The organism is Bradyrhizobium sp. SRS-191 (genome assembly GCF_024586915.1).
In the GTDB taxonomy this organism is placed as follows: domain Bacteria; phylum Pseudomonadota; class Alphaproteobacteria; order Rhizobiales; family Xanthobacteraceae; genus Bradyrhizobium.
Map to the genome: position 1 here is coordinate 799643 of NZ_JANBVS010000001.1, position 24755 is coordinate 824397.

Sequence of the window (24755 nt, forward strand, 5' to 3'; positions counted from 1 at the left end):
GCTCCGCGCCGTTGCCCACCCTACGTACCGATGCCGGTGCCGATGACTGCGCGCTCTCCCCTTGCGGGAGAGGGCTCCATAGCTATCAGCGTCAATCTCACTCGGGTGAGGGGTATGCCTCCGCAAACACCGCTCGTGTGGAGAGATACCCCTCACCCGGTAGTTCAGTCGTTGCTTCGCATCGCCTGAACGACCACCCTCTCCCGCAAGGGGAGAGGGTGCACCTCTCGTGTCGCTACACCGGCGTGAAGAACGGCAGCGGGGCGCCGTCGGTCGGCTTGAACACCACCTTCACCTTCTGGCCGATCTTCAGCGCATCGAAATCGCAATCGACGAAATTCGTCTGCAGCGACGGGCCCTCCTTCAAGGTCACGTAGCCGATGGCATACGGTCCGGTCGGCGACTTCCGCATGATCGAGAAGGTGTAGATCTCGCCCTCGCCCGCGCTCTGCTCCCACACCGTATGGTCGGAGAAGCAGAACGGGCAGATCGAGCGCGGGAAGTAATGTGCTTCGCCGCAGGCCGTGCAGCGCTTGATCAGGAACTTGCCCTCAGTGGCCGCGTCCCAGAACGCCTTGGTCTCGGGATTGGTGACGGGGGCCGGCAATTTCTTCGCTTCAGACATCAGACGCGCTCCAGAATGCAGGTCGAGGCGGCGTGGCGCACGCCGAGCAGGCCGCCGGTGCCATGGGCGATGGCGAGGTCGCAATTTTGCACCTGCACCTTCGGATGGGCTTCACCGCGCAGCTGGCGCACGGCCTCGATCACCTTGGTCATGCCGCCGCGGTTGACCGGATGGTTGCTGCACAGGCCGCCGCCATCGGTGTTGAACGGCAGCTTGCCGACGCCGGAGATGAGGTTGCCGTCGGCGACGAACTTGCCGCCCTCGCCCTTCCTACAGAAGCCGAGGTCCTCGAGCTGCATCAGCACGGTGATGGTGAAGCTGTCATAGATCGAGGCGTATTTGATGTCTTTCGGCGTGATACCCGCCTCCTCGAACGCGCGCGGCCCTGACCAGACGCCGGCGGAGTAAGTGAGGTCGAGATCCTTGCCGCCGCGCGGCCCCTTCATCGCCTCGCCATGACCGATCAGCCGCACCAGCGGCTTCTTCAGGCTCTTGGCAATCTCGGGCGTGGTGACGATCAGCGCGCCGCCGCCGTCGGTGACGACGCAGCAATCCATGCGATGCAAGGGATCGGAGATCATCGGCGAGTTGATGACGTCCTCGACCGTCACGACCTCCTTCAGCATAGCATGCGGATTGTACTGCGCGTGATGCGAGGCCGCGACCTTGATCCAGGCGAGCTGCTCGGACGTGGTGCCGTAGTCGTGCATGTGGCGCATGGCGCACATGCCGTAGGCGTTGTGCGTGGTCGCGCCGTAGGCCATCTCGAAATCGGCTTCCGCACCGGCCGCGCGCGGCGGCATCGGGCCGGTGCGCGGCTTGCCGGCGAGCGTGATCAGCGCGATCGAGCACTTGCCCGCGGCGATCGCCTCGGCGGCGTGGCCGACATGGATCAAATAGGAACAGCCGCCGGTCTCGGTGGAGTCGATATGCCGCACCTTCAAGCCGAGATAGTCGACCATCGGCCAGGCGCCGCCCGGCGCATCGCCGGCGCAGAAATAGCCGTCGACATCGGCAGCGCTCAGCCCGGCATCCTCAAGCGCGCCTTTGGCGACCTCGGCATGCAGCTGCGCGGTCGATTTATCCGGTGCGTGCCGGGTCGGATGCTCGTAGATCCCGGCAATGTAGGCCTTGCCCTTGATGGTCAATTCCGTCTCCGCTTCCTGTCGTGTCCTGCCCGATGGTTGGAGATTTTTTGGACCGTTGCATGAGGCTTGGCAAGCGCCGAAAATATTCCGCGAGGTGGAGATGCCCCCTGTCGTCGCCTTTGACTCCGCTGTCGTCCCGGGCTCGACCCGGGACCCATACCCACCGGCTGATCTTGTTAGACTCGGTGGTCGACCAGCGTGCCCTCTCACACCCGCCTGTGGTTATGGGTCCCGGGTCAAGCCCGGGACGACACCGGGGATGTTGCGCGAGCGAGCACAAAACGAACTACACGTGAGGGTGCATTCTCGCGGCATCTCTGCCCGAGCCATGCTGATCTCGTTCACCCTCCAAGATCGGAGGGCGCAGGGAAGGCCAGGCGTCGGCTGACGCCTGCGGCCCGCCTGCGAAAAAAATGCAGGCGGCAGGTACCACAGGTGCAGCCGAAACGACCCGGCCTTCCCTGCGCGATGGGTTTAACGCTTATACGCAGTCTGCCTGGTGCGCCGGGCTTTCTGGCCACCATTGCCCGCGCGGCGCATGAGCGCCCTCGCGAGCGTGACACCAGCTTCGGGGTGTCAGCACGCTGCGACTTCACGTCCGCACCGAACCGTTCGTCGGCGCATCACAAGGACACGCTGCGGCTCAATCGCGGCCATCGCACCCCGCCCCGCGTGTCGTGACGATCGCGCGCTACGCCCCTACCGAGTGGGACGGGATGGCGGAAGTAGAACATGATTTCTGTTTTTCGTAAAGTAAAATCTGCCCGACGGGCACGCTCAAATGCAATGTTCGTTCTGCAACACCTCGGGCTTCAGCCCGACGCTGAACGCCGTGACCTTGCCGTCATTCGTTTCGAACAGGATCGCGCGCTTGCGATCCGTGCTCTCCACGGTCATCCAGTAACTCGGCGGCGGCTCCGACTCGGTGATGCCCTGTTGAGCCCGCTCACGTGCGAGCTCCTCGGCCTCCTCTGGACTGATCCCCCGGAAATCGGGTGACAGCTCCTTCTTCACCTGCGGATATGCGCGACGAATGTCGGTCTCGGTGGCGCCGATACCAATTCCGTTGACGTCGATGATCGGCGGGACGGGCTTCGCACCCCCGCGGGGGAACACCATCATCACGACGATCCGTCCGTTGACAATCACGTAGGACAGCGCCGCGTCCCGGCCATCGGCACCTCCCACGACATAACATTCTTTCGTAAACGGGGGCTCCACCGGCCCGAGCTTCGCCTTCAACGCGCGCTCGGCCTGGGTGACGGTCATACCGAGCTTGGCCGGCCCGACGCCCTGCCAGGAGAGTTCTTGGGCTGTTGCCGAGAGCGGCGCAATCGCCATCAACGCCACGATTGCGATGATGCACCACATCGATGGACGTTCGGATAAGTGCCAGGCAAACATCCGGGGAAACACCCTATTCACGTGCCAGGAAAAACCAGTGTCGCTTAGGTATGCCCTGGAGATCTTCCAGGCCCCATCGGCCATCAATCAACCGCAAGATTTCGAATGTCCCAATGGCTGCCTCGTCCCCTCTTTGCTTCGCAGGATCCGGGCAATCTATTCCAACTACTAGGTGATGGTCAGCCAGACGAGTTGCTGACGCCCTTGGAAAGATCGGATCGGCCTCGCTAAGGCTCCCCAAATGATCAGAGATCGTTCTGCGGGCCTCCGCTTCGAAACCTTTCACAATTTCTTTGATCGTCCCCTCGATCGGCAGATGATCTCGCAGCCTCAAAACCCACCTTCGCCGAAACCCGCCAACATCGGGTAACGCTTCCGCAGGAGGAAAAGCCAATCCAACGATGTTATCAGCTAATCCATCAAACATCGATGTCAACCATGACAGCTGCTCCAGATCCGACCATAGGCAAAGCGCAGCCGTTGCGGCGCCTTGCCCACCCTACGCCCCTACTCCGCCGCCATCTGGCGCGGCGCCGGTGGCGGATTGGCGAGGTCGGCCGCCAACTGCGCGTAACGCACTTTGGCGTCCTGCACGGCCTTCTCCTTGACCGGGCCGTAGCCGCGGATCTTGTCGGGCAGCGACAGGAATTCGGCGGCGATGTCGGCATTCGCCGGTGACAGCAGGCCGAGCACCGTCGCGACGTCCTTCTCGTAGCCGGCGATCAGGTCGCGCTCCATCTTGCGCTCGGCGGAGTAGCCGAAGATGTCGAGCGGCGTGCCGCGCAGGCCCTTCAGCTTCGCCAGCAGGCGGAACATCTTCATCATGCCCGGGCCGTAGCTCTTCTTCTTCGGCCGCCCCTGCGGGTCGAGGCCCGAATTGAAAATCGGCGGCGCCAGGTTGAAGGAGATCTTGTAGTCGCCGTCGAAAGCATCATGCAGCTGCTTCTCGAACGTGCCGTCCGAGAACAGCCGGGCCACCTCGTACTCGTCCTTGTAGGCGAGCAGTTTGGCGTAGTTGATGGCGACGGCGCGCGCCAGCGCCTCGCCGTAGCCGCCCTTCTCAGTGGCGTCGCGGACCTGATCAACCAGCTTGCGATAGCGCTTGGCGAGCCGGGCGTTCTGATACGAGGTGAGGAACGCCGTGCGATGCGCGATGATCTCGTCCAGCGTCATCGCGTCGAGCGATTTCGGCGGCACCGTCTCGTCCTGGCCGGTCATCATGCCGGCGACCCGCTCGGGATTGACGACCATGAGACGGCCGAGCCGGAAAGCCTCGGTGTTCATCTTGATGGCAACGCCGTTGATCGCGATCGCCTTCTCGATCGCCTCGGCCGATAGCGGCAGCAGGCCCTTCTGATAGGCGTAGCCCATCATCATCATGTTGGTCGCGATGGAGTCGCCGAGCAGCGCCTCGGCCGGCTTGGTGAAGTCGAAGAAGGTCGCGTCCTTGCGCAGCGCGGTCTCCAAGAGGCTCGTGACCTTGCGGTTCTGGAAGTTGAAGTCGCGGTTGAGCACGAAGTCGGCGGTCGGAATCAGATGGCTGTTGATGACGCCGTGGGTGCGCTCTGAATCGCACAGCGTGATCGTTTCCTTGGCGCCCGCCACCACCTCGTCGGCAGCGATGACGAGATCGGCGGTGCCGGTGACGATGCGCGAGCAGGTCACGTCCGCCGTGTTCTCCGACAGCCGGACGTGGCTGAGCACGGCGCCGCCCTTCTGCGCGAGGCCGGACATGTCGAGGATCATCGAGGCCTTGCCCTCGATATGCGCGGCCATGCCGAGCAGCGCGCCGATCGTCAGCACGCCGGTGCCGCCGACGCCGCCGACGGCGACGTTGTAGGGCCGGTCGAGCGACGGCTTGTTGAGCGGCTCCGGCATCTCGCCGATGTCGCCGAGTTCGGCCGGCGCCCGCGAGCGCGGCTTGCCGCCGTCGATGGTGACGAAGGACGGGCAGAAGCCCTTCACGCAGGAATAGTCCTTGTTGCAGGACGACTGGTTGATGACGCGCTTGCGGCCGAGCTCCGTCTCCAGCGGCTCGACCGAGATGCAGTTCGATTGCACCGAGCAGTCGCCGCAGCCTTCGCAGACGGCCGGGTTGATGAAGACGCGGCGCTGCGGATCCTCCATCGTGCCGCGCTTGCGGCGGCGGCGCTTCTCGGCGGCGCAGGTCTGCACGAACACGATCGCCGAGGCGCCCTTGGTCTGGCGCAGCGTCTTCATGACGTTGTCGAGCTCGTCGCGATGCACCAGCTTGACGCCGGGCGCGATGCTGTCGCTTGGATACGAGTCCGGGTTTTCCGAGACCAGGTAGATCTCGCGGATGCCCTCGGCGTGGAGCTGGAAGGTGATCTGCTGCGGCGACAGGTCGCCGTCATGACGCTGGCCGCCGGTCATCGCGACGGCGTCGTTGTAGAGGATCTTGTAGGTGATGTTGGCCTTGGAGGCGACCGCCTGGCGGATCGCGAGGCTGCCGGAGTGGAAATAGGTGCCGTCGCCGAGATTGGCGAAGATGTGCTCCTCATTGGTGAACGGCGCGATGCCGACCCACGGCACGCCCTCGCCGCCCATATGCGTGAACGTCTCGGTGTTGCGGTTCATCCACAGCGACATGAAGTGGCAGCCGATGCCGGCCAGCGCGCGGCTCCCCTCGGGCACCTTCGTCGAGGTGTTGTGCGGACAGCCGGAGCAGAAATACGGCGTGCGCGCCACCGGCGAGACCAGCTGCATCTGCGTGGCGTCGCGGCCGTTGAACCAGTCGGCCTTGGCGCGCAGCATCGCCTTGATCTCGGGATTGAGGTCGAGACGAAGAAGACGCTCCGTGAGCGAGGTGGCAAGCGAGGCGACCGACAGTTCGGTCGCGAACGGCAGGAAGCGCTTGTCGTGATCGTCCATCTTGCCGACAATGCGCGGGCGGACATCGTCGCGCCAGTTGAACAGCTCCTGCTTGACCTGGTTCTCGACGATCTCGCGACGCTCCTCGATGATGAAGATCTCCTCGAGGCCGACCGCGAACTGGCGCACGCCCTCCGGCTCCAGCGGCCAGGGCATGCCGATCTTGTAGAGCCGAAGCCCGATCTTGGCGGCGACCTCCTCTGTAATCCCGAGCTCGCGCAGCGCCTGGCGGATGTCCTCGTAGCTCTTGCCCGACGCCATGATGCCGTAGCGGGCGTTCGGGGAATCCATCGTGATGCGGTTGACCTTGTTGGCGCGGGCAAAGGCGATCGCGGCAAAGCCCTTGTAGTCCTGCAGCCGGCGGTCCTGGTCGAAGCGGTCGTCGGGCCAGCGCAGATTGAGGCCGCCTGGCGGCAGCTCGAAATCAGTGGGAATGACGAACGGCGTCATCTCGTCGTTGAGGTTGATCTCGGCGGTGGTCTCGACCGTCTCGGTGATCACCTTCATACCGACCCAGCAGCCGGAATAGCGCGACATCGCGATGCCGAGCAGGCCCATCTCGATCATCTCGTGGATCGACGACGGATAGAGATAGGGCATCAGCGCCGACATGAAGGCGTGATCGGACTGATGCGGCACAGTGGAGGATTTGGCGCCGTGGTCGTCGCCGGCGAGGCACAGCACGCCGCCGTTCTTGGCCGAGCCCGCGGCATTGCCGTGGCGGAAGACGTCGCCGCAGCGGTCGACGCCGGGGCCCTTGCCGTACCAGATGCCGACCACACCGTCATACTTGCCGCCGGGCGACAATGCGAGCTGCTGCGAGCCCCACACGGCGGTGGCCGCGAGGTCCTCGTTCACGCCGGGCTGGAATTTGACATTGTACTGCTCGAGATGTTTTCGCGCGGAAAACAGCTGCTGATCGTAGCCGCCGAGCGGCGAGCCGCGATAGCCGGAGATGAAGCCGGCGGTGTTGAGGCCGGCGGCGCGGTCGCGCCGGATCTGGGCCATCGGCAGCCGCACCAGCGCCTGGATGCCGGTCAGGAAGATGTGGCCGGAGCTTGCGGTGTACTTCTGGTCGAGATTGATCTCGCTCTCGTTGATGCCCATTCCGCCCTCTTGCCGTGCTTTATCCGGGGTGCGCAGCCCACCGCCTCGGGCGGAAGCGCGCGTTCTCTCAACAATTTAAGTCTGCTTTTGAAGAATGCGCATCACAAATCTCGCGCACGCAGGGCAGCCAACCGAAATCGCAATTTCGTGGCGGCCGGGGCGGTGGGTTTTGCGGTTTGTGTCGGAAAGGCTGGTCCTCGCGAAATGGGATGATGTCCGCCATGGCTTGGGCGCGGGGATCGGACAGTTACCGAATCGTTGCCGCCCGAGCGGATCTCTCGGACTCCTCATTGTGCATTGCGACAGAGGCCTCAACTCTTGCCTTCGACCCTTACTTTCAACTCTTGCCTTCGCCGGTGAAGACGAACTGCGGCATGTTCCATTTGTAGCGGATCGCGAGCAGCCGGAACGACAGGCCGAAGGCGAAGGTCAGCGCCGTCAGCACGCCGCTGCCGAGCCCGAGCAGCAGGCCGGTCGCATAGATCAAGCCGGTGAGCAGCGACACGCTGGCATAGAGCTCGGCGCGAAACAGCAGCGGCACGTCGTTGCAGAGGATGTCGCGCAGCACGCCGCCGGCGCAGCCCGTGATCATGCCGGCGACGATGACGATGCCGAACGGCACATTCATCTGCCAGGCGATGGTGGAGCCGGACATCGTGAACACGACGAGGCCGATCGCATCCAGCACGAGGAAGGCCATCGTCAGCCGGTGCACGACCCGCGCCATTGCGATGGTCACGAACGGCGCGAGCAACGTCAGCAAGAGCAAGGACGGCTGCTCGACCCAGGCCAGCGGATAATGCCCGAGCAGGACGTCACGCAGCGTGCCGCCGCCGAGCGCGGTGATGGCGCCGAGCAGGCAGACGCCCATCCAGTCCATGCTGCGGCGGCCCGCCGCAAGCGCGGCCGTCATCGCCTGCGCCGCGAGCGCGACCCACGACAACAGATGCAACACGCTATCGGCGGGCGGCAGGTTCCACATCGGGGGCTCCAGAATCGCGGGGGTGCACGAGGAACCTTAGCGCGCCCTGCCGCTCGCGAGCTTACGAATTCGTCAGGTTTCGCGGAACGGACCGACCGTTGCGCTGGTTGTGTGGTGACAATCGCAAGGAGGATGCAATGGCCAATGAACGGCTTCCGAACGAACGTTATCCCGACGGCATGAACCGCCCGGACATGAGCACGCGTCCGGGCATGACAAACGCTGACATGACCGGCGCCGACATGGCCGGCCTCGGCACGACAGGTACGGAGTATGAGCGCGCGGCCCGCATGGACAGCCGGTTGCAGCCCGACCCCGAGCTGACCGAAGGCCGGACCTCGACCGGCCGCATGGCCGCCTACGCGCTCGGCATCGCGATCCTGCTCGGCGCCGTGTTCTACGGCCTCAACAACATGTCGGTGAACAACAATCAGGCCAGCACCACGCCGGCCTCGCAGTCGGCTTCGACGAAAAACGGCACCACGCCCAACGGCTCGCCAGGGGTGACCACGGGCGCGGCGGGCGACCGCACGACCCCGCCGCCGGCGGCCCCGGGCGGCCAGACCAACAACGCGAAGTAATCGCGCGCATTAACGACATCTCGCAGACGGCGACAAGCCGTCGCAACTGGCGGCGGGTGAGCAATCATCCGCTGCCATTTTTTTGGGATTTCTTGTCAGCGGCACACGGGCCACGATGACCATTCCAGACCAACAACAACATTGAGGTGGAACTAATCACGCCCTGGCCGATTGGCTGTGCGGCACTTTGACCCACTGATTGGAGGAGACACATGATGAAGATTCTTGCTCTCGCAGCCGTAGCAGGCACGCTCGTGGTGACCGCAGCCTCCGCCGCTCCCCTTTCGCCCGACGTTTCGGCCGTCCCGCAGCGCGACGTCCAGAACGTCCGGATGGTGTGCAACGAGGACGGCCGCTGCTGGCGCGAGCATCGCGAACGTCGCGTCATCATCGAGGATCGCGACCGCGATTCCTACGCCTACGCCCCACGCGAGCGTTACATCGAGCGCCGCAGCTATGAAGATCGCGGCGGCATTGGCATCCGCGCTCCCGGCGTGAGCGTCGGCATCGGCACGGACCGCTACTGAGCAGTTTGAGCTGCTAAATTGGAAAAGCCGCGGCAAGGTCCGCGGCTTTTCTGCATGCGGGCACCTGATTTCAGCCGAAGATCTTGTTCAGCTCGCCGCCGGGATAGCCGTGAGCCAGCTCGGTGAAGGTGCCCTGCTCGGCCATTTCCTTCGCAGCGCGCATGAAGCCCGCCCAGGCCATCCGCGCCAGTGATCCGCCGACGCTGATGCGGCGCACGCCGAGCCCCGCGGCCTGCTCCAGTGAAAGGCCGGACGCCCCGATCAGCAGGTTCACCGGCCTCGGCGCAACGGCCTTCACCACAGCGGTGATCTCCTCGACCGTCTTGATCCCCGGCGCATAGAGGCAGTCAGCACCGGCCTCGGCATAGGCCACGAGGCGATCCGTCACGAGTCCGAGGTCGGGCTTGCCCCAGAGAAACGCCTCGCAGCGGCCGGTCAGCAGGACGTCGCCGCCATTGGCATCGATGGCCTGACGCGCGGCACGGATGCGCTCCACGGCGAACTCGCGCGCATAGAGCGGGTGATCCTTGTCGCCGGTGGAATCCTCGATCGAGAGGCCGGCCACGCCGGTCGCGACCGCGCGCGCGACATTGGCGGCGACACCCTCCGGCGCATCGGCGAAGCCGCCCTCGAAATCAGCATTGACGGGAATGTCGACGGCCGCTGACAACGCCGCAAGGTGCGCGAGCATCTCGTCCAGCATCGTGCCGGTGTCGGCCTTACCGATCGACCACGCAAAGCCGGCGCTGGTCGAGGCGATCGCCTTGAAGCCGAGGTGCTGCAGCATCTTCGCCGTGCCCGCGTCGAACGGGTTCGGCAGCACGAAGCAGCCCGACTCGTGCAGCTTGCGGAAAGCGGCGCGCTTGTCCGCGGTGGTGGTCGCCGTCATGTCATCCTCCCATGCATCTCTTCGTTGCACCAGGATAGTACCGCTCTCATGGCGCCGCCACGACATTGCGCAAAAATGTTCGTTCTTCGCCCAGAATGAGCTGGTGCTCCTCCGCGAGCGCAAAATTCGCCCGGCCCTCGCCATCACGACGCAAGGTCGCGCGATAACGCTCGTAAGCCGCGAGGCTGTCGAATGAAATCAGGCCGTAGGCGATGTCGTTGGTGCCTTCATGTGGCATGAAATAGCCGATCAGATCGCCGCCGCAGCGCGGAATGATCGACAGCCAGCGCTGCGCGTAGTGCTCGAACACGTCACGCTTGAACGGATCGATGCGATAGCGGATGAAGACGGTGATTGTCATGACAACCTCGAGTATGTTTCGCAGCATCGACACTATCCGCTTGCGGGACGACAATGCTTCGTCTAGCATCGAAGTATGAAATCGGGCCCTGATATCGCGATGGTTGCAGCGCTGGTCGGCGATCCCGCCCGCGCGAACATGCTGACCGCGCTGCTCTCGGGCCGCGCGCTCACCGCAACCGAGCTTGCGCAGGAAGCCGGTGTGACGCCGCAAACGGCAAGCTCGCATCTTGCCAAGCTCGAGGGCGGCGGCCTGATCGAGCCGGAGAAGCAGGGTCGGCACCGCTACTACCGGCTGGCCGATCCCGATGTCGCCGACGTGCTGGAGAAGCTCGCCGGTCTCGCGGCGCGCGCCGGCCACATGCGCGTGCGCACCGGGCCGAAGGAGCCGGAGCTGCGGCGGGCGCGGATCTGCTACGATCATCTCGCCGGCGATCTCGGCGTGCAGATGCTGGACAGCATGGTCAGGCAGAAGCTGGTGCGCCAGCGCAAGCAGGAGATCATCCTCACCGAGGACGGCGAACGGTTTCTCGCCCAGCACTTGCGGATCTCGCCGGAGATGCTGGCGCATCCGCGCCGCCCCGTCTGCAAGGCCTGCCTGGACTGGAGCGCGCGGCGGCATCATCTCGCCGGCACGTTGGGCGCCGCCCTGATGAAGCGCTTCGCCGAGCTGAAATGGGCGGCGCGCGACCCGACCCCGGGCAGTCGCGTGGTGAATTTCAGCCGCGCCGGCGAAAGGCATTTTGCCGCGCTGTTCGGCGCGAGCGAACGCTGACATCACGCGCTATTTATCGTAGCCGACCATTGATGCCTTGCCTCCAAGACGCGCGCGGGCCACGGCGAGAGCGTTGACGCTGATCCTTGCCGTCGGCCCTGGAGTTTCAATGCCCCGTTTTGCCATCGCGCTCTGCACCGCCCTGCTCGCTCTCACTCCCACGATCGTTGCGGCTGCCGAAGCGCCGCGTGAACCCTACGGTATCAACCTCGAAGGCTTTCCCTATCCCTATCCCGTCAGCCTGCTGCCGCTGGTCAATGATGGGGAGCGGCTGCGCATGGCCTATATGGACGTCGCGCCGGCGCAGCCGAACGGGCGCGCCGTGCTGTTGCTCCACGGGCGCAATTTTCCGTCGAGCTATTGGGCGCCCGTGATCAAGACGCTGACCGACGCCGGCTTCCGCGTCGTCGTGCCCGACCAGATAGGCTTCGGCAAGTCATCAAAGCCGTCGGGCGAGCTGCATTTCGACACGCTGGCGCGCAACACGATGACGCTCCTCGATCACCTCGGCATCGCCAAGGCCGATATCGTCGCGCATTCGATGGGCGGCATGCTGGCCGTACGCATCGCCCGCGCCTTTCCGGATCGGGTCGCTCATCTCGTGATGACTGCGCCGATCGGGCTCGAGGACTACCGCCTCTCCGTGCCGCCGATCCCGTCCGAGACGATCATGGAGAATGAGGATCGTCTCACTGCGGACGGCTATCGCAAGCAGCTGCAGACCAACTACGCGCTGAAGCTGCCGCCCGAGCAGGTCACCCCATTCATCGACACCAGGTTCAACCTCAAGGGCAGCGCCGACTATCTGCGCTGGCTGAAGAGCTTCGTCAGCTCCTACCAGATGATCTACCGCGAGCCCGTCGTGCACGAGATTCCGCTGCTGACCCAGCCGACGCTGTTCATCATGGGCGCCGACGACCACAATGCGCCGGGGCGGCCGAATGCGCCGGAAGCGCTACGGGCGAAGATGGGACAGAACGCGGAGCTCGCAACGAGCCTGGCCGGTCAGATGCGTGATGGTCGCGCCGAGGTGATCGCCAATGCCGGTCACCTCGTGTTTCTCGACGCGCCCGCGAAGTACGACGCGCTGCTGCTGGAGTTTCTCGGCAAGTAGCTCCAACGAACACAGACGGCAGGGAGCGCGGCGAGAGCCGCATCCCCGCCGCGCTGTTACAGGCCGGCCCAACGGCCAGGCGTCACCAATAGTGACGACGGTGCCAGCGGCGGCGCCAGTGCCGATGATGGTGACGCCAGCCCCAATGACGGCGACGCCAACCCCAGTGGCGCCGGCGCCAGCCCCAATGATGTCCGTGGCCATGATGATGTCCGTGATGGCCATGATGACCCCAGCGCACCTGCTCTGGCGTGAGCCGATCCGCCTCGTCCTGCGAACCGACCGCGCGCTCCGCCGTGTCGTTTGATGGCGAGGGGATCGCCTCGTTCAGCGGCACCGGCGCAAGCGGCGCTGCGGCCGACTCCGTCGTGCGGACCGCCATGCCGCCGGCGGCCGCACATCCCAGGCCCAATGCCAGCTTGAGGAAGTTTCGTCGTTCCATCGCGCGCCTCCATGATCAGCAAGCAGATCATGGAGTATCGAATCGATCACCTGAACGTGAGCTGAACTGCCACGCTCGTCACGAACAAGAGCAATGACGACGCCGCCGAGCTTTCGCCACGATCGCGCAGGGCTCTCTTCATTCGTCGACGATCTGCGCCAGCGTGAAGCTCTCGCGGGTGCGCGGCACATCGGGCCAGTCGCGTTCGAAGTCGACGATCAGCCGCTTCATCTCGTCGTCGCCCACCGCGCGTTCCATCGCCGCGACATCGTCGAACTGATACATCGCCTGATGCACGGCAGGATCGATCAGGCTCCACACGCGCCACGCCTTGCGCACGCCAAAGCTCTTGATCGCATCAGGCAGATGCACGTCGCGATACCAGCGATCGAACGCCTCGCGCTTGGCTGGATCGGGCACAGTCGCGCGCACGACGAAGATGGCTGATGGCATCGGTTCCTCCGGTTGTTGTTGGTCTTGTCACAGAAGCCTAGCCGCATCAGGCGTTCAGCGAAATCCCGCCGCAAGCGACACCACCTGTCCATCGAGGCCGTTGAAGCCGTGATGGCCGCGGGCCTGGCAGGGATCGCCCTCCTCCGCGCCGCCGGACAGCCACTTCACGCGGGCGCGGCCGCCGGACCATTTGATGAAGGGATCGACGCCGGCCGGCAGCGTGAACTTGCAGGCGTCGCTGGTGTGATGAATGACCAGTGTCCGCGGCAGCGCCGACGGCGAGCCGAGGATCGACATGACGTTGGATGAGCTGCCGGAGTCCGGGCTGAGGAAGCCCGAGGTCAGGACCAGCGCATCGGGCCGGGCGCCGCGTGCGATCCCCTCCGCGGCCCGGAGCGTACCGCGGCTGGTGCCGATCACCGTCACCGGACGCTTGATGGCGGCCATGTAGTCGACGGCGGCCTTCAGGTCGGTGTTGGCATCCGCCACCATCACCGCGAGCCCGCGGGCCGCATAGGCATTGCGGGTGCGCACCAGCTGATTGCCGAGCAGGCCATGAATGTCGCCACGCTCGCCGACATTGATGGCGCCGTCGCCGCCGGGCAACAGGATGACGCTGGCTCGCGCCGCCGCCGGCCTGATCAATGCGACACGCGAGCCGCCGACCGTCACGGTCTCATCGGCGCTGGCTGCGCCGGCCAAAGCAGCCGACAGCATTACTGCCAGTCCGACCCACAGGATCGCCCGACACGCGTTCGTTCTGATCATCGAAGCCTCCCGCAGCCGACTCGGCTCGCGGCAAGACTAGCAAATTTGATACGAGGCCCGGAGTGCCTAGGAGTCCGGGCCTCGTCCCCTCGCGACCTCGCGCGAGCGAAGCCGGTCGGTATCTCTTTCAGCTAATTGATTGCACCCGCTTTCGCGTTGACATGGCGCAAGCCGTGCCGATCTGGATCCCCGTGGAATTCCGGTCTCTCAGTAGCAGCGCGTGATCGTCACGCTGTGGTCGCCGCCGCGGCGCCCCGGCACCGTCACGGTCTGCATCGGGCAGCTCGACACATAGGGCCGGTCGGACGGCACGACGTTCGGCGGGTAGCGGTGGGCCCAGTCCCACGGCACGTCGTAGGTATAGGTGTAACGCACGTCGGCCGAGGTCCGCTCGGGGATCTGCTGAATCACGGGCTCGCCGGTACCCCCATACGCAAAAGCGCCGGCAGCCGGCAGATAAGGACGATAGCCACCGCGGTGCGGACGGACGATGGTCACCGGAGACGCGACCTGACTCGGTGCGGCGGGCGCAGCGGCGACCGGCGCCGCAGCGACAGCGGCTGAACCGGCCGAGGCGGCCTGCGACGAGAGCATCAGAGCGGCGGCGCCTGCGCAGGCAACCCAAGCTCCAAAACGAAACGCCGATGTTCTATCAGCCATGATACGCGACCTCTACTCTACTCAGGTGCCTGCCTTGTTCATCAAAGCTAGGCCAGCGGGCCAGTTCCCGCAAACCCATCGTTAAAGGTTAGTTAAGGCATAGGCTTAACGCCAGGGCCGCATGAGGCGCCAGATTGCCGCAAGCCGCGCCCCGCGAGCGCAGCAACGCAGAGCCCCTGGATTGTTTCGTCGCGGAGCCTGTCATCGGGCCGCGCTTCGCGCGGACCCGTTGGCTCCTCGCAATGACGGCGGGTGTGACCTGCTTTGCCCCTGCGGACTCAGGGGCGCCTGAAAATGAAAAAAGGCGGCCCGCGCACGTGCCGCCTTCTCCGTCATTGCGAGCGCAGCGAGGCAATCCAGGGCCGCGCGGAAGGCTCGCAATGACTTTCTCGCCGCCGCCCGCGAAGACGACGAGTTGATTGGACCGCCTAAAGCGGCAGATTGTCGTGCTTCTTCGCCGGCATTTCCATCTTCTTGTCGCGGAGCATGGCGAGTGCGCGGGCGATGCGGCGGCGGGTGGAGTGCGGCATGATGACGTCGTCGATATAGCCGCGCTCGGCGGCGATGAACGGCGACAGGAAGCGGTCCTCGTACTCCTTGGTGCGCGCGGCGATCTTCTCCGGGTCGGCCATGTCGGCACGGAAGATGATCTCGACCGCGCCCTTGGCGCCCATGACCGCGATCTGCGCCGTCGGCCAGGCGTAGTTCATGTCGGCGCCGATCTCCTTCGAGGCCATGACGTCGAAGGCCCCGCCATAGGCCTTGCGGGTGATGACGGTGACCAGCGGCACCGTGCACTGCGAGTAGGCGAACAGCAGCTTGGCGCCGTGCTTGATCAGGCCGCCATATTCCTGCGCGGTGCCCGGCAGGAAGCCCGGCACGTCGACGAAGGTGACGATCGGGATATTGAAGGCGTCGCAGAAGCGGACGAAGCGCGCGGCTTTCCGCGACGCATCGCTGTCGAGCACGCCGGCCAGCACCATCGGCTGATTGGCGACGAAGCCGACGGTGCGCCCGGCGATGCGGCCGAAGCCCGTCACGATGTTCTTGGCGAACAGGTCAGCGATCTCGAAGAAGTCGCCCTCGTCGACGACCTTCAGGATCAGCTCCTTCATGTCGTATGGCTTGTTCGGATTGTCCGGGATCAGCGTGTCCAAGGACATGTCGACGCGCTCGATGTCGTCGAAGCTCGGCCATTCCGGCACGCCGTCTGAATTGTTCGACGGCAGGAAGTCGATCAGCCGGCGCATCTGCAGCAGCGTCTCGACGTCGTTGTCGAAGGCGCCATCGGCGATCGAGGAGCGCGTCGCGTGCACCGAGGCGCCGCCGAGTTCTTCGGCCGTCACCACCTCGTTGGTCACGGTCTTCACGACATCAGGGCCGGTCACGAACATGTAGCTGGTGTTCTTCACCATGAAGATGAAGTCGGTCATGGCCGGCGAATAGACGTCGCCGCCGGCGCACGGGCCCATGATGACGGAGATCTGCGGGATCACGCCGGAGGCCAACACGTTGCGGCGGAAGACGTAGGAATAGCCCGCGAGCGCCGCGACGCCCTCCTGGATGCGGGCGCCGCCGGCGTCATAGAGGCCGATGATCGGCGCGCGCGCCTTCATCGCCATGTCCTGCAGCTTGGTGATCTTCAGCGCGTGGGTCTCGGACAGCGAGCCGCCGAACACGGTAAAATCCTTGGCGAAGACGAAGGTCTTTCGGCCGTTGACGGTGCCCCAGCCGGTGACGACGCCGTCGCCGGGAACCTTGGTCTTCTCCATCCCGAACTCGGTCGAGCGATGCTCGACGAACATGTCGAACTCCTCGAACGAGCCCTTGTCGAGCAGCAACTCGATGCGCTCACGGGCCGTCAGCTTGCCGCGCGCATGCTGCGCCTCGATGCGCTTCTCGCCGCCGCCGAGCTTGGCGCCCTTGCGCCGCTCCTCGAGGGTGTCCAGGATGTCCTTCATGCGCGTCCGCCCGTTCCCGATGTCATGACTGTTGGCGGCCTTCTAACACGGCTGTTTCGGAACCGAAAAGCCGCTTTCGGCCTGGCGAAGCGGCCTCCCACAGCTCGGAATTAATCGCGGAATCAGGGTCATGGTGGGCCGGCAGCCGCAGGGAGCCGGCATGATGGGCTGCGACCGACCCTGCCTCTGCACAACGAAGGAAGCGCACGGCGGTCATTGCAAATCTCGCTGTCATCGCCCGGCCTTGACCGGGAGATCCAGTACGCCGCGACCTCGCGGCAGGCCAACAGGTGCCGGTGAGTACTGGATCACCCGCTTTCGCGGGTGATGACACCGGGGGCGAAAGTAGCGTTCCGCCCGACATCGCCGGGTTAGGAACGGCCATGAGGGCCACCGGTTCGCCCCCCACGCCCATCTTCCTTTGAGCTGCACCGAATGCTGTCCGCTCCTCTTTCTCCCCACGAACTCCGCCCCCGACGCATCGACGGTCACAACCCGTGCGGAGCGATCTATTTCCTGCCGTGGGGCATGAGCTTCGCCACCGCGCGCTGGCTCGGCCTCGTCGGCGGCCGCGACTGGCAGGCCTGCTACCGGCTGTCGGATGCGATGGTCAGCCCCGATCCCGAGGTGTGCGCGGGCTGCATCGCAGCCATCGAACGCGACGTGTTCGGGCTCGCGGCGCGCAATGGCCCGCCGTCCCGTCTGGTCGGCTTCAGCCTCGGCAGCGTGCCGGCCACCTTGATGGCCGGCCGGCTCGGCCGCCCGGTGTGGAGCTTCGCCTCGGCCGATCGCGGCGAGCTGATGATCTGGTCGAGCCCCGCCGCGCGCGGCATCCGCCGCGAGGCCGAGCGGCGCGGCTATCGGCGTGACGACTTCGCCGCAGCGCTTCACCGCTACAACCCGATCCACTGGATCGACCGCGTCGCGCCCGACAGCCGACTCGTCGTCGGCCGCTTCGACCGGATGGTGCCGCGCGCCCGCGGCCAGGCGCTGCTCGATCGCGCCCGGCGGCGCATCGCGGGGAACCACTTGGTCGAACTGCCGCTCGGCCATGTGGCGGTTCTGGCCGCTAGCGGCTTCCTGCAACGGCGCTGGTTGCGCGCGGATAGCAGCCTTCTGCAAGACCGCTGATGGGTGGCGCGGGCAGGCTCACTGACGTTCCGATTGATCTCGGAGTGGGACTTGTGTCGTTGACGGCTCTCGTGACTGCGCTGGCGTCTCGCAAGGGCGAGCGGATGAGCGAGTAGCAATGCCCGGCCATGCCAGCTTCGGAGAGGCACGAGCGCAGCAGCCATGGTCGCGCAGAGATCGTCGCAGGTCAGATGCGCCGCCGCACGGCGGCGGCCTGGAGATCCTGCCCGCAGCGGCAACTCTTCTGCGCCTTCTCCTGCAGGATCTGCGAGACCATCCGCTCGGTCCCGGTCAGGCCGGTCAGAATGGTCGCGCCAACGGCCATTCCGGTCCTCAATCCGACGGGAAGGGCCGGATTCGCCAGACGGATCTTGAGCGCGATCCGGTCTTCGGCGCTTGGCGGGCCCGATGCCGCACCGATCCATTCAGCGTCTGCCACATGTCCATAGAGCCGGAGAGACGGCTGGCCCGGCACCTCGATCGTGACCGCCTGCCCGATCGCGACATAGGTGATGTCGGAGACAGCAAGGGCAGCGATGATGTGGGGCTCGCCCGGGGCCACCACCGCCATCATCGACCGGCCTGCCGGGACGGCGTCTCCGACATGGAGACCGCCGACCGTCACCACGCCGGCGACCGGAGCAATAACGTCGTTCAGCGCGACAGTCGCCGCGTCTCCGTCGCGGTGCTCGATGCGCGCGAGAAGCTGTCCGGCGACGATTTCCTGATTGTCGGTCACGAGAAGCTCTCTGACCAGACCGGGCACCGCCGACCTGACCGGGACTTCGTTCCCCCCGATATAGGCATCGTCGGTGTGGACGAGATACTGGCTGACGGTCACGTACTCGACCATCCACGACAGCGCGATGAGACATGCAACGACCAAGCCGACCCCTGTGAGCGGCCACAGCGCACCTGCTGCGAACGCCCGCGGTGCGGCTCGCATGTCTCCCGGGGAGCGCTTCTTGTGCGGAATGATCCGGGTTCCGCCCGGCCCTTGCTGTCTGTCCACCGCTCGCTCCTCACGACGGCATCGCATGCGGTGCCGACGGGACCTCGTGATCATCATGCTCTCGGCGCTGATGTGGCGGCTCGCTCGCCGGTTGATAATGGCGCCAGAACCAAATGCGGTCTTCAGCTTGTCGAAACAATGCCCCTGCCGACACGGCTTACGTCGGCACGAGCACCAATTCGGCGTCAGCGACGACATAGCGGACGTAGCGGTAGTCGCGAATGAAGCTGATCTTGCCGTCGCGCCAGTTCAGCCACATGAAGTAGCGGGGCTGCGGGTCACCCTCTCCATCGAACACCGCAATCACCTCCCGGCCCTCGAGCCAGGCGGGCGCGAGCCGGACATCTTTCATCTCGGCATAGATGCTGAAAAACATCCCGACATCGGCCGAACCGACTCGTATGGGATGAGCGGACTGGTGGAGCCTGACATCCTCCGCCAGCAGCGCGCGCAGGCCGTCCCAGTCCCGTTGATTGAAGAGGCTAACATAGCGCGCGACCGCCTCGGACGCAGGCCTCGCGACCGGGCGCGCCTCGGCCACGGCGTTGATCTCGGAGAGCCGCGCGCGGGCGCGAGCGAGATGCGCCTTGACCGAGTCCACCGTCAGGCCGAGCAGCGCCGCGATCTCGGCGAGCGGCTCATCCAGCACGTCCTTGAGGATCAGAATGCTGCGCTGGGGAATCGGGAGCTCGGCGAAGCGCGACACGGCCGTCCGGATCGCCTCCTTGCGCATCATCGCCTCCGCGGCATCTTCAGCGGTGTCGTCGGCGATGTCGTCAGCCGCCTCCATCGGTTCGGCAACTCGGATCGCACGGCCGCGCAGCAGGTCCAGCGCCCGGTTGTGCGCGACGCGGAACAGCCATGGGCGCAACGTCTCGATGTCCTGCATCTCGTCGACGGCGACGAGCGCCCGCGTCAGCGAATCCTGCACGACGTCCTCGCCATCGATGACCGAGCCCATCAGCCGCGCGCAATAGCGATGCAGCTCGGGCCGCATCTGCTCCGCGACGGCCATGAGTCCGGCGATGCGCTCGGCCCTGCGCGCGCCTTGCTGATCAATTGCTCCGTCACTCAAGCCGCCGCTCCTTCCATCACCGTCACGCCGTCGTCGCCGTTGAGCCCGAACACGACACCATCGGCGAAGCGCGGGTCCTTCAGCACGGAAACCACGCGATCCCCGAACGCACGCGGCGGCATCGGCGCGCCGAAGCGGGCAACGAACGCGTCCGGCGTGATGCTCATCGCGCCTGCATAGGCGCCGGCGGCCGTGTCGCCCACACCGGTTCCGAGGATCATCATGCGCGGCACGATCGCCTGGAAGCGAATGCCAAGCCTGTCGTCCTGGGAGACGCCGTTGGCATATTTGGTCATGAACCAGAGCATGCGCTTGGCGCCGGCATAGCCGCCCGACATCTGTGAACCGCTTACCGCCGCGCCGCTCGATCCGACCAGGACGCGGCTGCCCGGCTGCAACGGCAGCTTGAGCGCGGCCTGGATCCAGTACAAGCCCGCCTTGAAGTCAGTTTCCCAGGCCACCGAGAAGTCCTCCCAGGTGAGCCGATCCAGCCGGTCCATGTGCGGCGTCGTTCCCGCATTCAGGATCAGGATGTCCGGGCGGATGTCGCCGACGATACCATGCGCGGCGGCCTCCTCGGTGACATCGGCGGCAACCGTGGCCACGCCCAGGCGGGCGGCGACGGCGTTCAAGGCCTCGGCTCCGCGCGCGACCACGGTCACCTTGGCGCCGTCAGCGACGAGCGCCTCCACGATCCCGAGGCCCAGGCCGCGGCTCCCGCCGGTGACGACGATCGTCTTGTCTTTCAGGTTCATGATGATGCTCCATGGTCCAGGTGACATGAAGACGATCGAGGCCTCGGAAAAGAGTCAGCCGGCCGCAGCGCACGATCCCCTTGCGTCTCGAGGCGCCGGGCTGGATGCTCCAGCCAACGTTCAAACACGGGAATCGCTTCATGTCCGTCGACACCGCCGCCGCCACCGATCGTCTGATGCGCTTGCTCGCCGTGCCCGGCGTGACCGGACAGGAGAAGGCGATCGGCCGGGAGATCATGGCGGCGCTGAAGCAGGCTGGCGTCCCGGCCAAGGCGATGCGGCTCGACGATGCCAATACCCGCATCGCGCTGCCGACCGAGACCGGCAACCTGATCGTCGAGCTGCCGGGCCGCGGCACGATGAAGGACCAGCCGCGGCTGATGTTCATGACCCACATGGACACGGTGCCGCTGTGCGCGGGCGCGCAGCCCACGATCTCCGGGCGGAAAATCGTTAACCAGGCCAAGACAGCGCTCGGCGGCGACAACCGCTGCGGCTGCGGCATCCTCGTCTCGCTGGCAGCCGAGCTCGTGCGGCAGAAGCTCGATCATCCGCCGATCACGCTGCTGTTCTGCGTGCGCGAGGAGAGCGGGCTGCACGGCGCGCGCCATGTCGATCTCGACGCGCTCGGCGCGCCCGCGATGGCGTTCAATTTCGACGGCAGCTCCGCCTCGTCAATCACCATCGCCGCGGTCGGCGCCGACAAATGGGAGGTCGAGATCTTCGGCCGCGCCTCCCATGCCGGCGTCGCGCCGGAGCGCGGGATCAGCTCCACCATGATGCTGGCGCTCGCGCTCGCCGAGGTCAAAGCCGGCGGCTGGTTCGGCAAGGTCGTGAAGGGCAAGGGCAAGGACGCCAAGCTTGGGACCAGCAATGTCGGCCCGGTCACCGGCGGCGAGGGCCGCCCCGCGGGCGACGCCACCAATGTCGTCACCGACTACATCCACGTCACCGGAGAATGCCGCAGCCATGATGCGAAGTTCGTCCGTGAGATCAGCAATGCCTACAAGGCCGCGTTCGAGAAGGCGGCCAAGCAGGTCGTCAACAGCGACGGCAAGTCCGGCCGCGTCAAGTTCAAGGCGGTGACGGAGTTTCCGCCGTTCCGCATGAAGGAGACACTGCCGGTCGTGAAGCGCGCCACCGCCGCCGTGTCGGACATCGGCGCCACGCCGACCTTGCGCGCCGGCAATGGCGGCCTCGACGCCAACTGGATGGTCCGCCACGGCATCCCCACCGTCACCTTCGGCACCGGCCAGAACGAGCCGCATACGATCGACGAGTGGATCAACCTCGACGAATACGACCGCGCCTGCGCGCTGGCGGTGCGGCTGGCGACGATGGGGTGAGCGGCATTCAGCCGCGCTGCCCTCGTCGCGTCAGACGGCGGTAAGCTTCGCCGCGTTCACATCGCAGCGCCCGGCGGCGATGGATCGCGGGGGCAGCCGTGCAGCGAGGACAGCTTGGAACACCACAGCGGAGACAACCGCGTCACCCTCGAGATCGCGGACAAGCGCGATCTGCCGGCCTTCAAGCAGGAATTGCGGGAGGCCTTCTCGGTCGCATTGATGGACGAGATCGGCACAGTGCCCGATCAGGCCATCCCCTCCGGCGACGATATCGAGGAGTCGTTCACCGCGCCGGGGGCAGCGACCTATCATGTGCTGCTGGGCGACAGACGCGTCGGCGGCGTCGTCCTGACCATCGATCCGGTCTCGCACCGCAACTCGCTCGATCTGTTCTACATCTCGCCACGGCAGCATGGCCGTGGCGTCGGGCAGCGCGCATGGCGGGCGATCGAGGCGCGCTATGCCGACACCAAGGTGTGGCAGACGTTCACGCCGTATTTCGAGAAGCGCAACATCCACTTCTACGTCAACAAATGCGGCTTCCGGATCGTCGAATACTACAACGCCCACAACCCGCTGCCGCACCGCCCGCCGCTCGAGGGCATGCCCGACGACGGCGACTTCTTCCGCTTCGAGAAGATCATGCGGGAGGCGCGTTGAGGTCTCTCGACCTCACGCCTCCTCCGGCGGGATCACGCCCTTGCTGAAGATGAAGCAGCCGTAGAAGCGGCGCTCGCCGGTGGCGATCACGCAATAGGCCGACTTGGCCATTTCATAGAACGCGTAGCGCTCGACGCCGACCAGCGGCCACGGCCTGCCCTCGGCGCGGTCGATCGCCGCCTGCACCTCCTGCTGCACCTCGGTCACCTCCGCCGGCTGGCCGACCACCTCCATCCGCACGGCGGCATCGTCCACGAACGTGTCGAGCGGCAGCACCGACAGCACCGCCTGGACGGCCCTGGCGGCGCTGACATTGTCGATGCGCAGCAGCTCGCCGAACACGGTCTGTCGCGCGATCGCATCCGCTGGAAAATTGGTGTCGCAGATCACGAGGCGGTCGCCATGCCCCATCGCTTTGAGCGCATAGAGCACGTCGGCGTTGAGCAGCGGATCCAAACCCTTGAGCATGTGCTCTCCCTGTCGTTTCTTCAATCGTAGGCCGACCGGCGCATGACCCGCCGTCAGACGCTCACGCGTTACACCGCTCGCCCTTCGCCGACCAGCCGAAGATCGATCCTGCCGATCAGCTCCGAGCGCAACGTCTCGGCGGCGGCGATCGCCGCCAGGGTCTGCCGCAGCGTGCTGACATTCGATCCGAGCGAGACGATGCCGCCGAGCACCCCGGCGATCGCGCCGAGCAGCGCGGTTGCATTGGAGCCGAACAGGCCCAGCACCGCGCCGAGCAGCAATGCGGCGCCGCCTGAAATCACGATCTTCGACGCCAGGATGATCTTTCGACAGCGCTCGGCTGTGTCGGCAAGCTGTTCGATCCGCGCCTCGATCAGGGCGATCTGTCCGCCCGGGTCGTCCTCATCCATCACACGCGCAATCCCTCAGCGATCTCAGCGTCAACAGCATGTCCCGAGCATGCTGCCCGTCGCGTGGGGCGAGCCTACGATGCCGCCCTGACGTGGGCAACCTGCATACCGCACGGATGCGCGCGGCCCTCTCCCGCGTCCGAAGGTAGCAGGCCCGGAACAAAGCCGCCTACTCCGGATTGTCGTGATCGAAATTTCCACACAGCAACACGGTGAGGCGACAATGGCTGCAGACAGCCTGAAGACACTGCACACGTCCCTGGTCGATGCGCGCAACGGCTACCAGGAAGCCGCCGGCGATGCCGAGACGCCGACGCTCAAGACGCTGTTCGCCGAGATGATCGCGCTCAAGGAGCGAGATCACGCGGAGCTGCATGACGCGCTCCGGCGGATGGGCGAGACGCCGGACGAGTCCGGCTCCTTCATGTCCACGGTGCATCAGACCGTCATCCGCGTCCGCGCCGCGGTGACGGGCCTCGGCACCAATGCGCTGTCGTCCTTCGTCAGCGGCGAGGAGCAGATCCTCGGCCAATATGACGACGCGCTGAAGGAGTGCGCAGGCGATGCCGCCACCACCGCCACGCTGACCCGGCAGCGGCACAGCCTGCAGGCGAAGATCGCCCAGATGAAACAGCTCGCAGCTTGAGCACCTGACGTGCCCAACCTCAAAACCGACGAGCATTTCATGCAGGAGGCGATCAAGGTCGCCACGCAGGATGGCGCAGATCCTTCGCTGTCGCCGATCGGCTGCGTGATCGTGCTGGGCTCCGAGATCATCGCGGCCGAGCGCAACCACGTCGCCGCCAAGCACGACGCCACGGCGCATGCCGAGATCGAGGCCATTCGCGCCGCCGGACGCGGCTTCGACGACGGCGAGCTGCGCGGCGCAACGCTCTACACCACGCTGCAACCCTGCGGCATGTGCACAATGGCCTCGATCTGGAGCAAGGTCGGCCGCATCGTGTTCGGCGCCGGCCGCGAGGACGTGCACCAGATGTATTTCGAGGCCCGGCATGTCGACACGCTCAAATTCGTCGCGAACGCCTATCGCGACGACATCACGATCGAAGGCGGCGTCCTGCGTGAGGCCTGCAGCAAGCTGTATTATCGTCCCTGGGACGACGTCCCGATCGAGGACCAGGGCAACCGCTAGAGCCGGCGGCATCATCTGGAGCGGATGCAGGCGGCACGACCGAAGATCCAGCCCGCC

At 65.6% G+C, this 24755-nt stretch carries 26 protein-coding genes; 9 read left to right on the top strand and 17 right to left on the bottom strand.

Translation table 11 applies throughout. The features are described from left to right. Nucleotides 1-235: 235 nt before the first annotated feature. The 5 genes from NLR35_RS03615 to NLR35_RS03635 form a co-directional block, all read right to left on the bottom strand. On the bottom strand, nucleotides 236-625 hold the full coding sequence (locus tag NLR35_RS03615; RefSeq protein ID WP_257165168.1) for a Zn-ribbon domain-containing OB-fold protein: 390 nt from the start codon (nucleotides 623-625) through the stop codon (nucleotides 236-238). Then, nucleotides 625-1773: a thiolase domain-containing protein gene (locus tag NLR35_RS03620; protein ID WP_257165169.1), complete on the bottom strand. Its 1149-nt coding sequence runs from the start codon at nucleotides 1771-1773 to the stop codon at nucleotides 625-627. The genes NLR35_RS03615 and NLR35_RS03620 overlap by 1 nt, the downstream gene beginning before the upstream one ends. A gap of 777 nt (nucleotides 1774-2550) precedes the next feature. Continuing rightward, nucleotides 2551-3177, bottom strand: coding sequence for a hypothetical protein (locus NLR35_RS03625; RefSeq protein ID WP_257165170.1), 627 nt, complete (start codon nucleotides 3175-3177; stop codon nucleotides 2551-2553). A 507-nt stretch (nucleotides 3178-3684) separates the two neighbouring features. Beyond that, the gene (locus tag NLR35_RS03630) at nucleotides 3685-7176 is read right to left on the bottom strand and encodes an indolepyruvate ferredoxin oxidoreductase family protein (protein ID WP_257165171.1); all 3492 of its coding nucleotides are present in this window, start codon (nucleotides 7174-7176) and stop codon (nucleotides 3685-3687) included. 337 nt (nucleotides 7177-7513) lie between these two features. Then, nucleotides 7514-8158, bottom strand: coding sequence for a trimeric intracellular cation channel family protein (locus NLR35_RS03635; protein WP_257165172.1), 645 nt, complete (start codon nucleotides 8156-8158; stop codon nucleotides 7514-7516). A 137-nt stretch (nucleotides 8159-8295) separates the two neighbouring features. On the opposite strand from NLR35_RS03635, the gene NLR35_RS03640 reads away from it, so the two are divergent. Continuing rightward, entirely contained in the window at nucleotides 8296-8739 is a 444-nt protein-coding gene (locus NLR35_RS03640; RefSeq protein WP_257165173.1) for a hypothetical protein, read from the top strand. Nucleotides 8740-8954: 215 nt separating this feature from the next. Next, nucleotides 8955-9266, top strand: a complete 312-nt coding sequence (locus NLR35_RS03645; protein WP_257165174.1) for a hypothetical protein — start codon at nucleotides 8955-8957, stop codon at nucleotides 9264-9266. Nucleotides 9267-9336: 70 nt separating this feature from the next. Here the strand turns inward: NLR35_RS03645 and NLR35_RS03650 are convergent, their stop codons facing one another. After that, nucleotides 9337-10155, bottom strand: a complete 819-nt coding sequence (locus NLR35_RS03650) for an oxaloacetate decarboxylase (protein ID WP_257165175.1) — start codon at nucleotides 10153-10155, stop codon at nucleotides 9337-9339. A 46-nt stretch (nucleotides 10156-10201) separates the two neighbouring features. Then, nucleotides 10202-10516: an NIPSNAP family protein gene (locus NLR35_RS03655; RefSeq protein ID WP_257165239.1), complete on the bottom strand. Its 315-nt coding sequence runs from the start codon at nucleotides 10514-10516 to the stop codon at nucleotides 10202-10204. Between the two features lie 75 nt (nucleotides 10517-10591). On the opposite strand from NLR35_RS03655, the gene NLR35_RS03660 reads away from it, so the two are divergent. Together NLR35_RS03660 and NLR35_RS03665 are read left to right on the top strand one after the other, a co-directional pair. After that, on the top strand, nucleotides 10592-11290 hold the full coding sequence (locus NLR35_RS03660; protein ID WP_257165176.1) for a metalloregulator ArsR/SmtB family transcription factor: 699 nt from the start codon (nucleotides 10592-10594) through the stop codon (nucleotides 11288-11290). A gap of 109 nt (nucleotides 11291-11399) precedes the next feature. Next, nucleotides 11400-12404: an alpha/beta fold hydrolase gene (locus tag NLR35_RS03665; RefSeq protein ID WP_257165177.1), complete on the top strand. Its 1005-nt coding sequence runs from the start codon at nucleotides 11400-11402 to the stop codon at nucleotides 12402-12404. Nucleotides 12405-12486: 82 nt separating this feature from the next. Here NLR35_RS03665 and NLR35_RS03670 read toward each other — a convergent pair whose 3' ends face one another. From NLR35_RS03670 to NLR35_RS03690, 5 genes are all read right to left on the bottom strand, one after another. Then, nucleotides 12487-12846 (bottom strand): hypothetical protein, encoded by a 360-nt coding sequence (locus NLR35_RS03670; protein WP_257165178.1) that lies wholly within the window; start codon nucleotides 12844-12846, stop codon nucleotides 12487-12489. A 138-nt stretch (nucleotides 12847-12984) separates the two neighbouring features. Beyond that, on the bottom strand, nucleotides 12985-13299 hold the full coding sequence (locus NLR35_RS03675; protein WP_257165179.1) for a hypothetical protein: 315 nt from the start codon (nucleotides 13297-13299) through the stop codon (nucleotides 12985-12987). 54 nt (nucleotides 13300-13353) lie between these two features. Then, the gene (locus NLR35_RS03680) at nucleotides 13354-14067 is read right to left on the bottom strand and encodes an alpha/beta hydrolase (RefSeq protein ID WP_257165180.1); all 714 of its coding nucleotides are present in this window, start codon (nucleotides 14065-14067) and stop codon (nucleotides 13354-13356) included. 207 nt (nucleotides 14068-14274) lie between these two features. Continuing rightward, complete coding sequence (locus NLR35_RS03685; protein WP_257165181.1) at nucleotides 14275-14727, bottom strand: hypothetical protein; 453 nt, start codon at nucleotides 14725-14727, stop codon at nucleotides 14275-14277. A gap of 428 nt (nucleotides 14728-15155) precedes the next feature. Beyond that, a complete protein-coding gene (locus NLR35_RS03690) occupies nucleotides 15156-16688 on the bottom strand; it encodes an acyl-CoA carboxylase subunit beta (RefSeq protein ID WP_257165182.1) in 1533 nt (510 codons plus the stop codon). Nucleotides 16689-17216: 528 nt separating this feature from the next. Between NLR35_RS03690 and NLR35_RS03695 the strand changes: the two genes are divergently transcribed. After that, nucleotides 17217-17819, top strand: coding sequence for an alpha/beta fold hydrolase (locus NLR35_RS03695; protein ID WP_257165183.1), 603 nt, complete (start codon nucleotides 17217-17219; stop codon nucleotides 17817-17819). 187 nt (nucleotides 17820-18006) lie between these two features. On the opposite strand, the gene NLR35_RS03700 is transcribed toward NLR35_RS03695, so the two are convergent. The 3 genes from NLR35_RS03700 to NLR35_RS03710 all read right to left on the bottom strand — a co-directional run bounded on the left by NLR35_RS03700 (nucleotide 18007) and on the right by NLR35_RS03710 (nucleotide 20661). Beyond that, nucleotides 18007-18831, bottom strand: coding sequence for a biotin/lipoyl-binding protein (locus NLR35_RS03700; protein ID WP_257165184.1), 825 nt, complete (start codon nucleotides 18829-18831; stop codon nucleotides 18007-18009). Between the two features lie 157 nt (nucleotides 18832-18988). Further along, a complete protein-coding gene (locus NLR35_RS03705; protein WP_374940784.1) occupies nucleotides 18989-19906 on the bottom strand; it encodes a sigma-70 family RNA polymerase sigma factor in 918 nt (305 codons plus the stop codon). After that, entirely contained in the window at nucleotides 19903-20661 is a 759-nt protein-coding gene (locus NLR35_RS03710) for an SDR family oxidoreductase (protein ID WP_257165185.1), read from the bottom strand. The genes NLR35_RS03705 and NLR35_RS03710 overlap by 4 nt, the downstream gene beginning before the upstream one ends. A 140-nt stretch (nucleotides 20662-20801) precedes the next feature. On the opposite strand from NLR35_RS03710, the gene NLR35_RS03715 reads away from it, so the two are divergent. After that, a complete protein-coding gene (locus NLR35_RS03715) occupies nucleotides 20802-22007 on the top strand; it encodes a M20/M25/M40 family metallo-hydrolase (RefSeq protein WP_257165186.1) in 1206 nt (401 codons plus the stop codon). A 114-nt stretch (nucleotides 22008-22121) separates the two neighbouring features. After that, complete coding sequence (locus NLR35_RS03720) at nucleotides 22122-22667, top strand: GNAT family N-acetyltransferase (protein ID WP_257165187.1); 546 nt, start codon at nucleotides 22122-22124, stop codon at nucleotides 22665-22667. A 12-nt stretch (nucleotides 22668-22679) separates the two neighbouring features. Here NLR35_RS03720 and NLR35_RS03725 read toward each other — a convergent pair whose 3' ends face one another. Together NLR35_RS03725 and NLR35_RS03730 are read right to left on the bottom strand one after the other, a co-directional pair. Next, a complete protein-coding gene (locus NLR35_RS03725; protein ID WP_257165188.1) occupies nucleotides 22680-23135 on the bottom strand; it encodes an RbsD/FucU family protein in 456 nt (151 codons plus the stop codon). A 68-nt stretch (nucleotides 23136-23203) separates the two neighbouring features. Then, entirely contained in the window at nucleotides 23204-23545 is a 342-nt protein-coding gene (locus NLR35_RS03730) for a hypothetical protein (RefSeq protein WP_257165189.1), read from the bottom strand. 223 nt (nucleotides 23546-23768) lie between these two features. Between NLR35_RS03730 and NLR35_RS03735 the strand changes: the two genes are divergently transcribed. After that, nucleotides 23769-24191 carry a PA2169 family four-helix-bundle protein gene (locus NLR35_RS03735; protein WP_257165190.1) on the top strand — a complete coding sequence of 141 codons (423 nt, stop codon included), beginning with the start codon at nucleotides 23769-23771 and terminating at the stop codon, nucleotides 24189-24191. 9 nt (nucleotides 24192-24200) lie between these two features. Beyond that, nucleotides 24201-24698: a nucleoside deaminase gene (locus NLR35_RS03740; protein WP_257165191.1), complete on the top strand. Its 498-nt coding sequence runs from the start codon at nucleotides 24201-24203 to the stop codon at nucleotides 24696-24698. Nucleotides 24699-24755 lie beyond the last annotated feature (57 nt).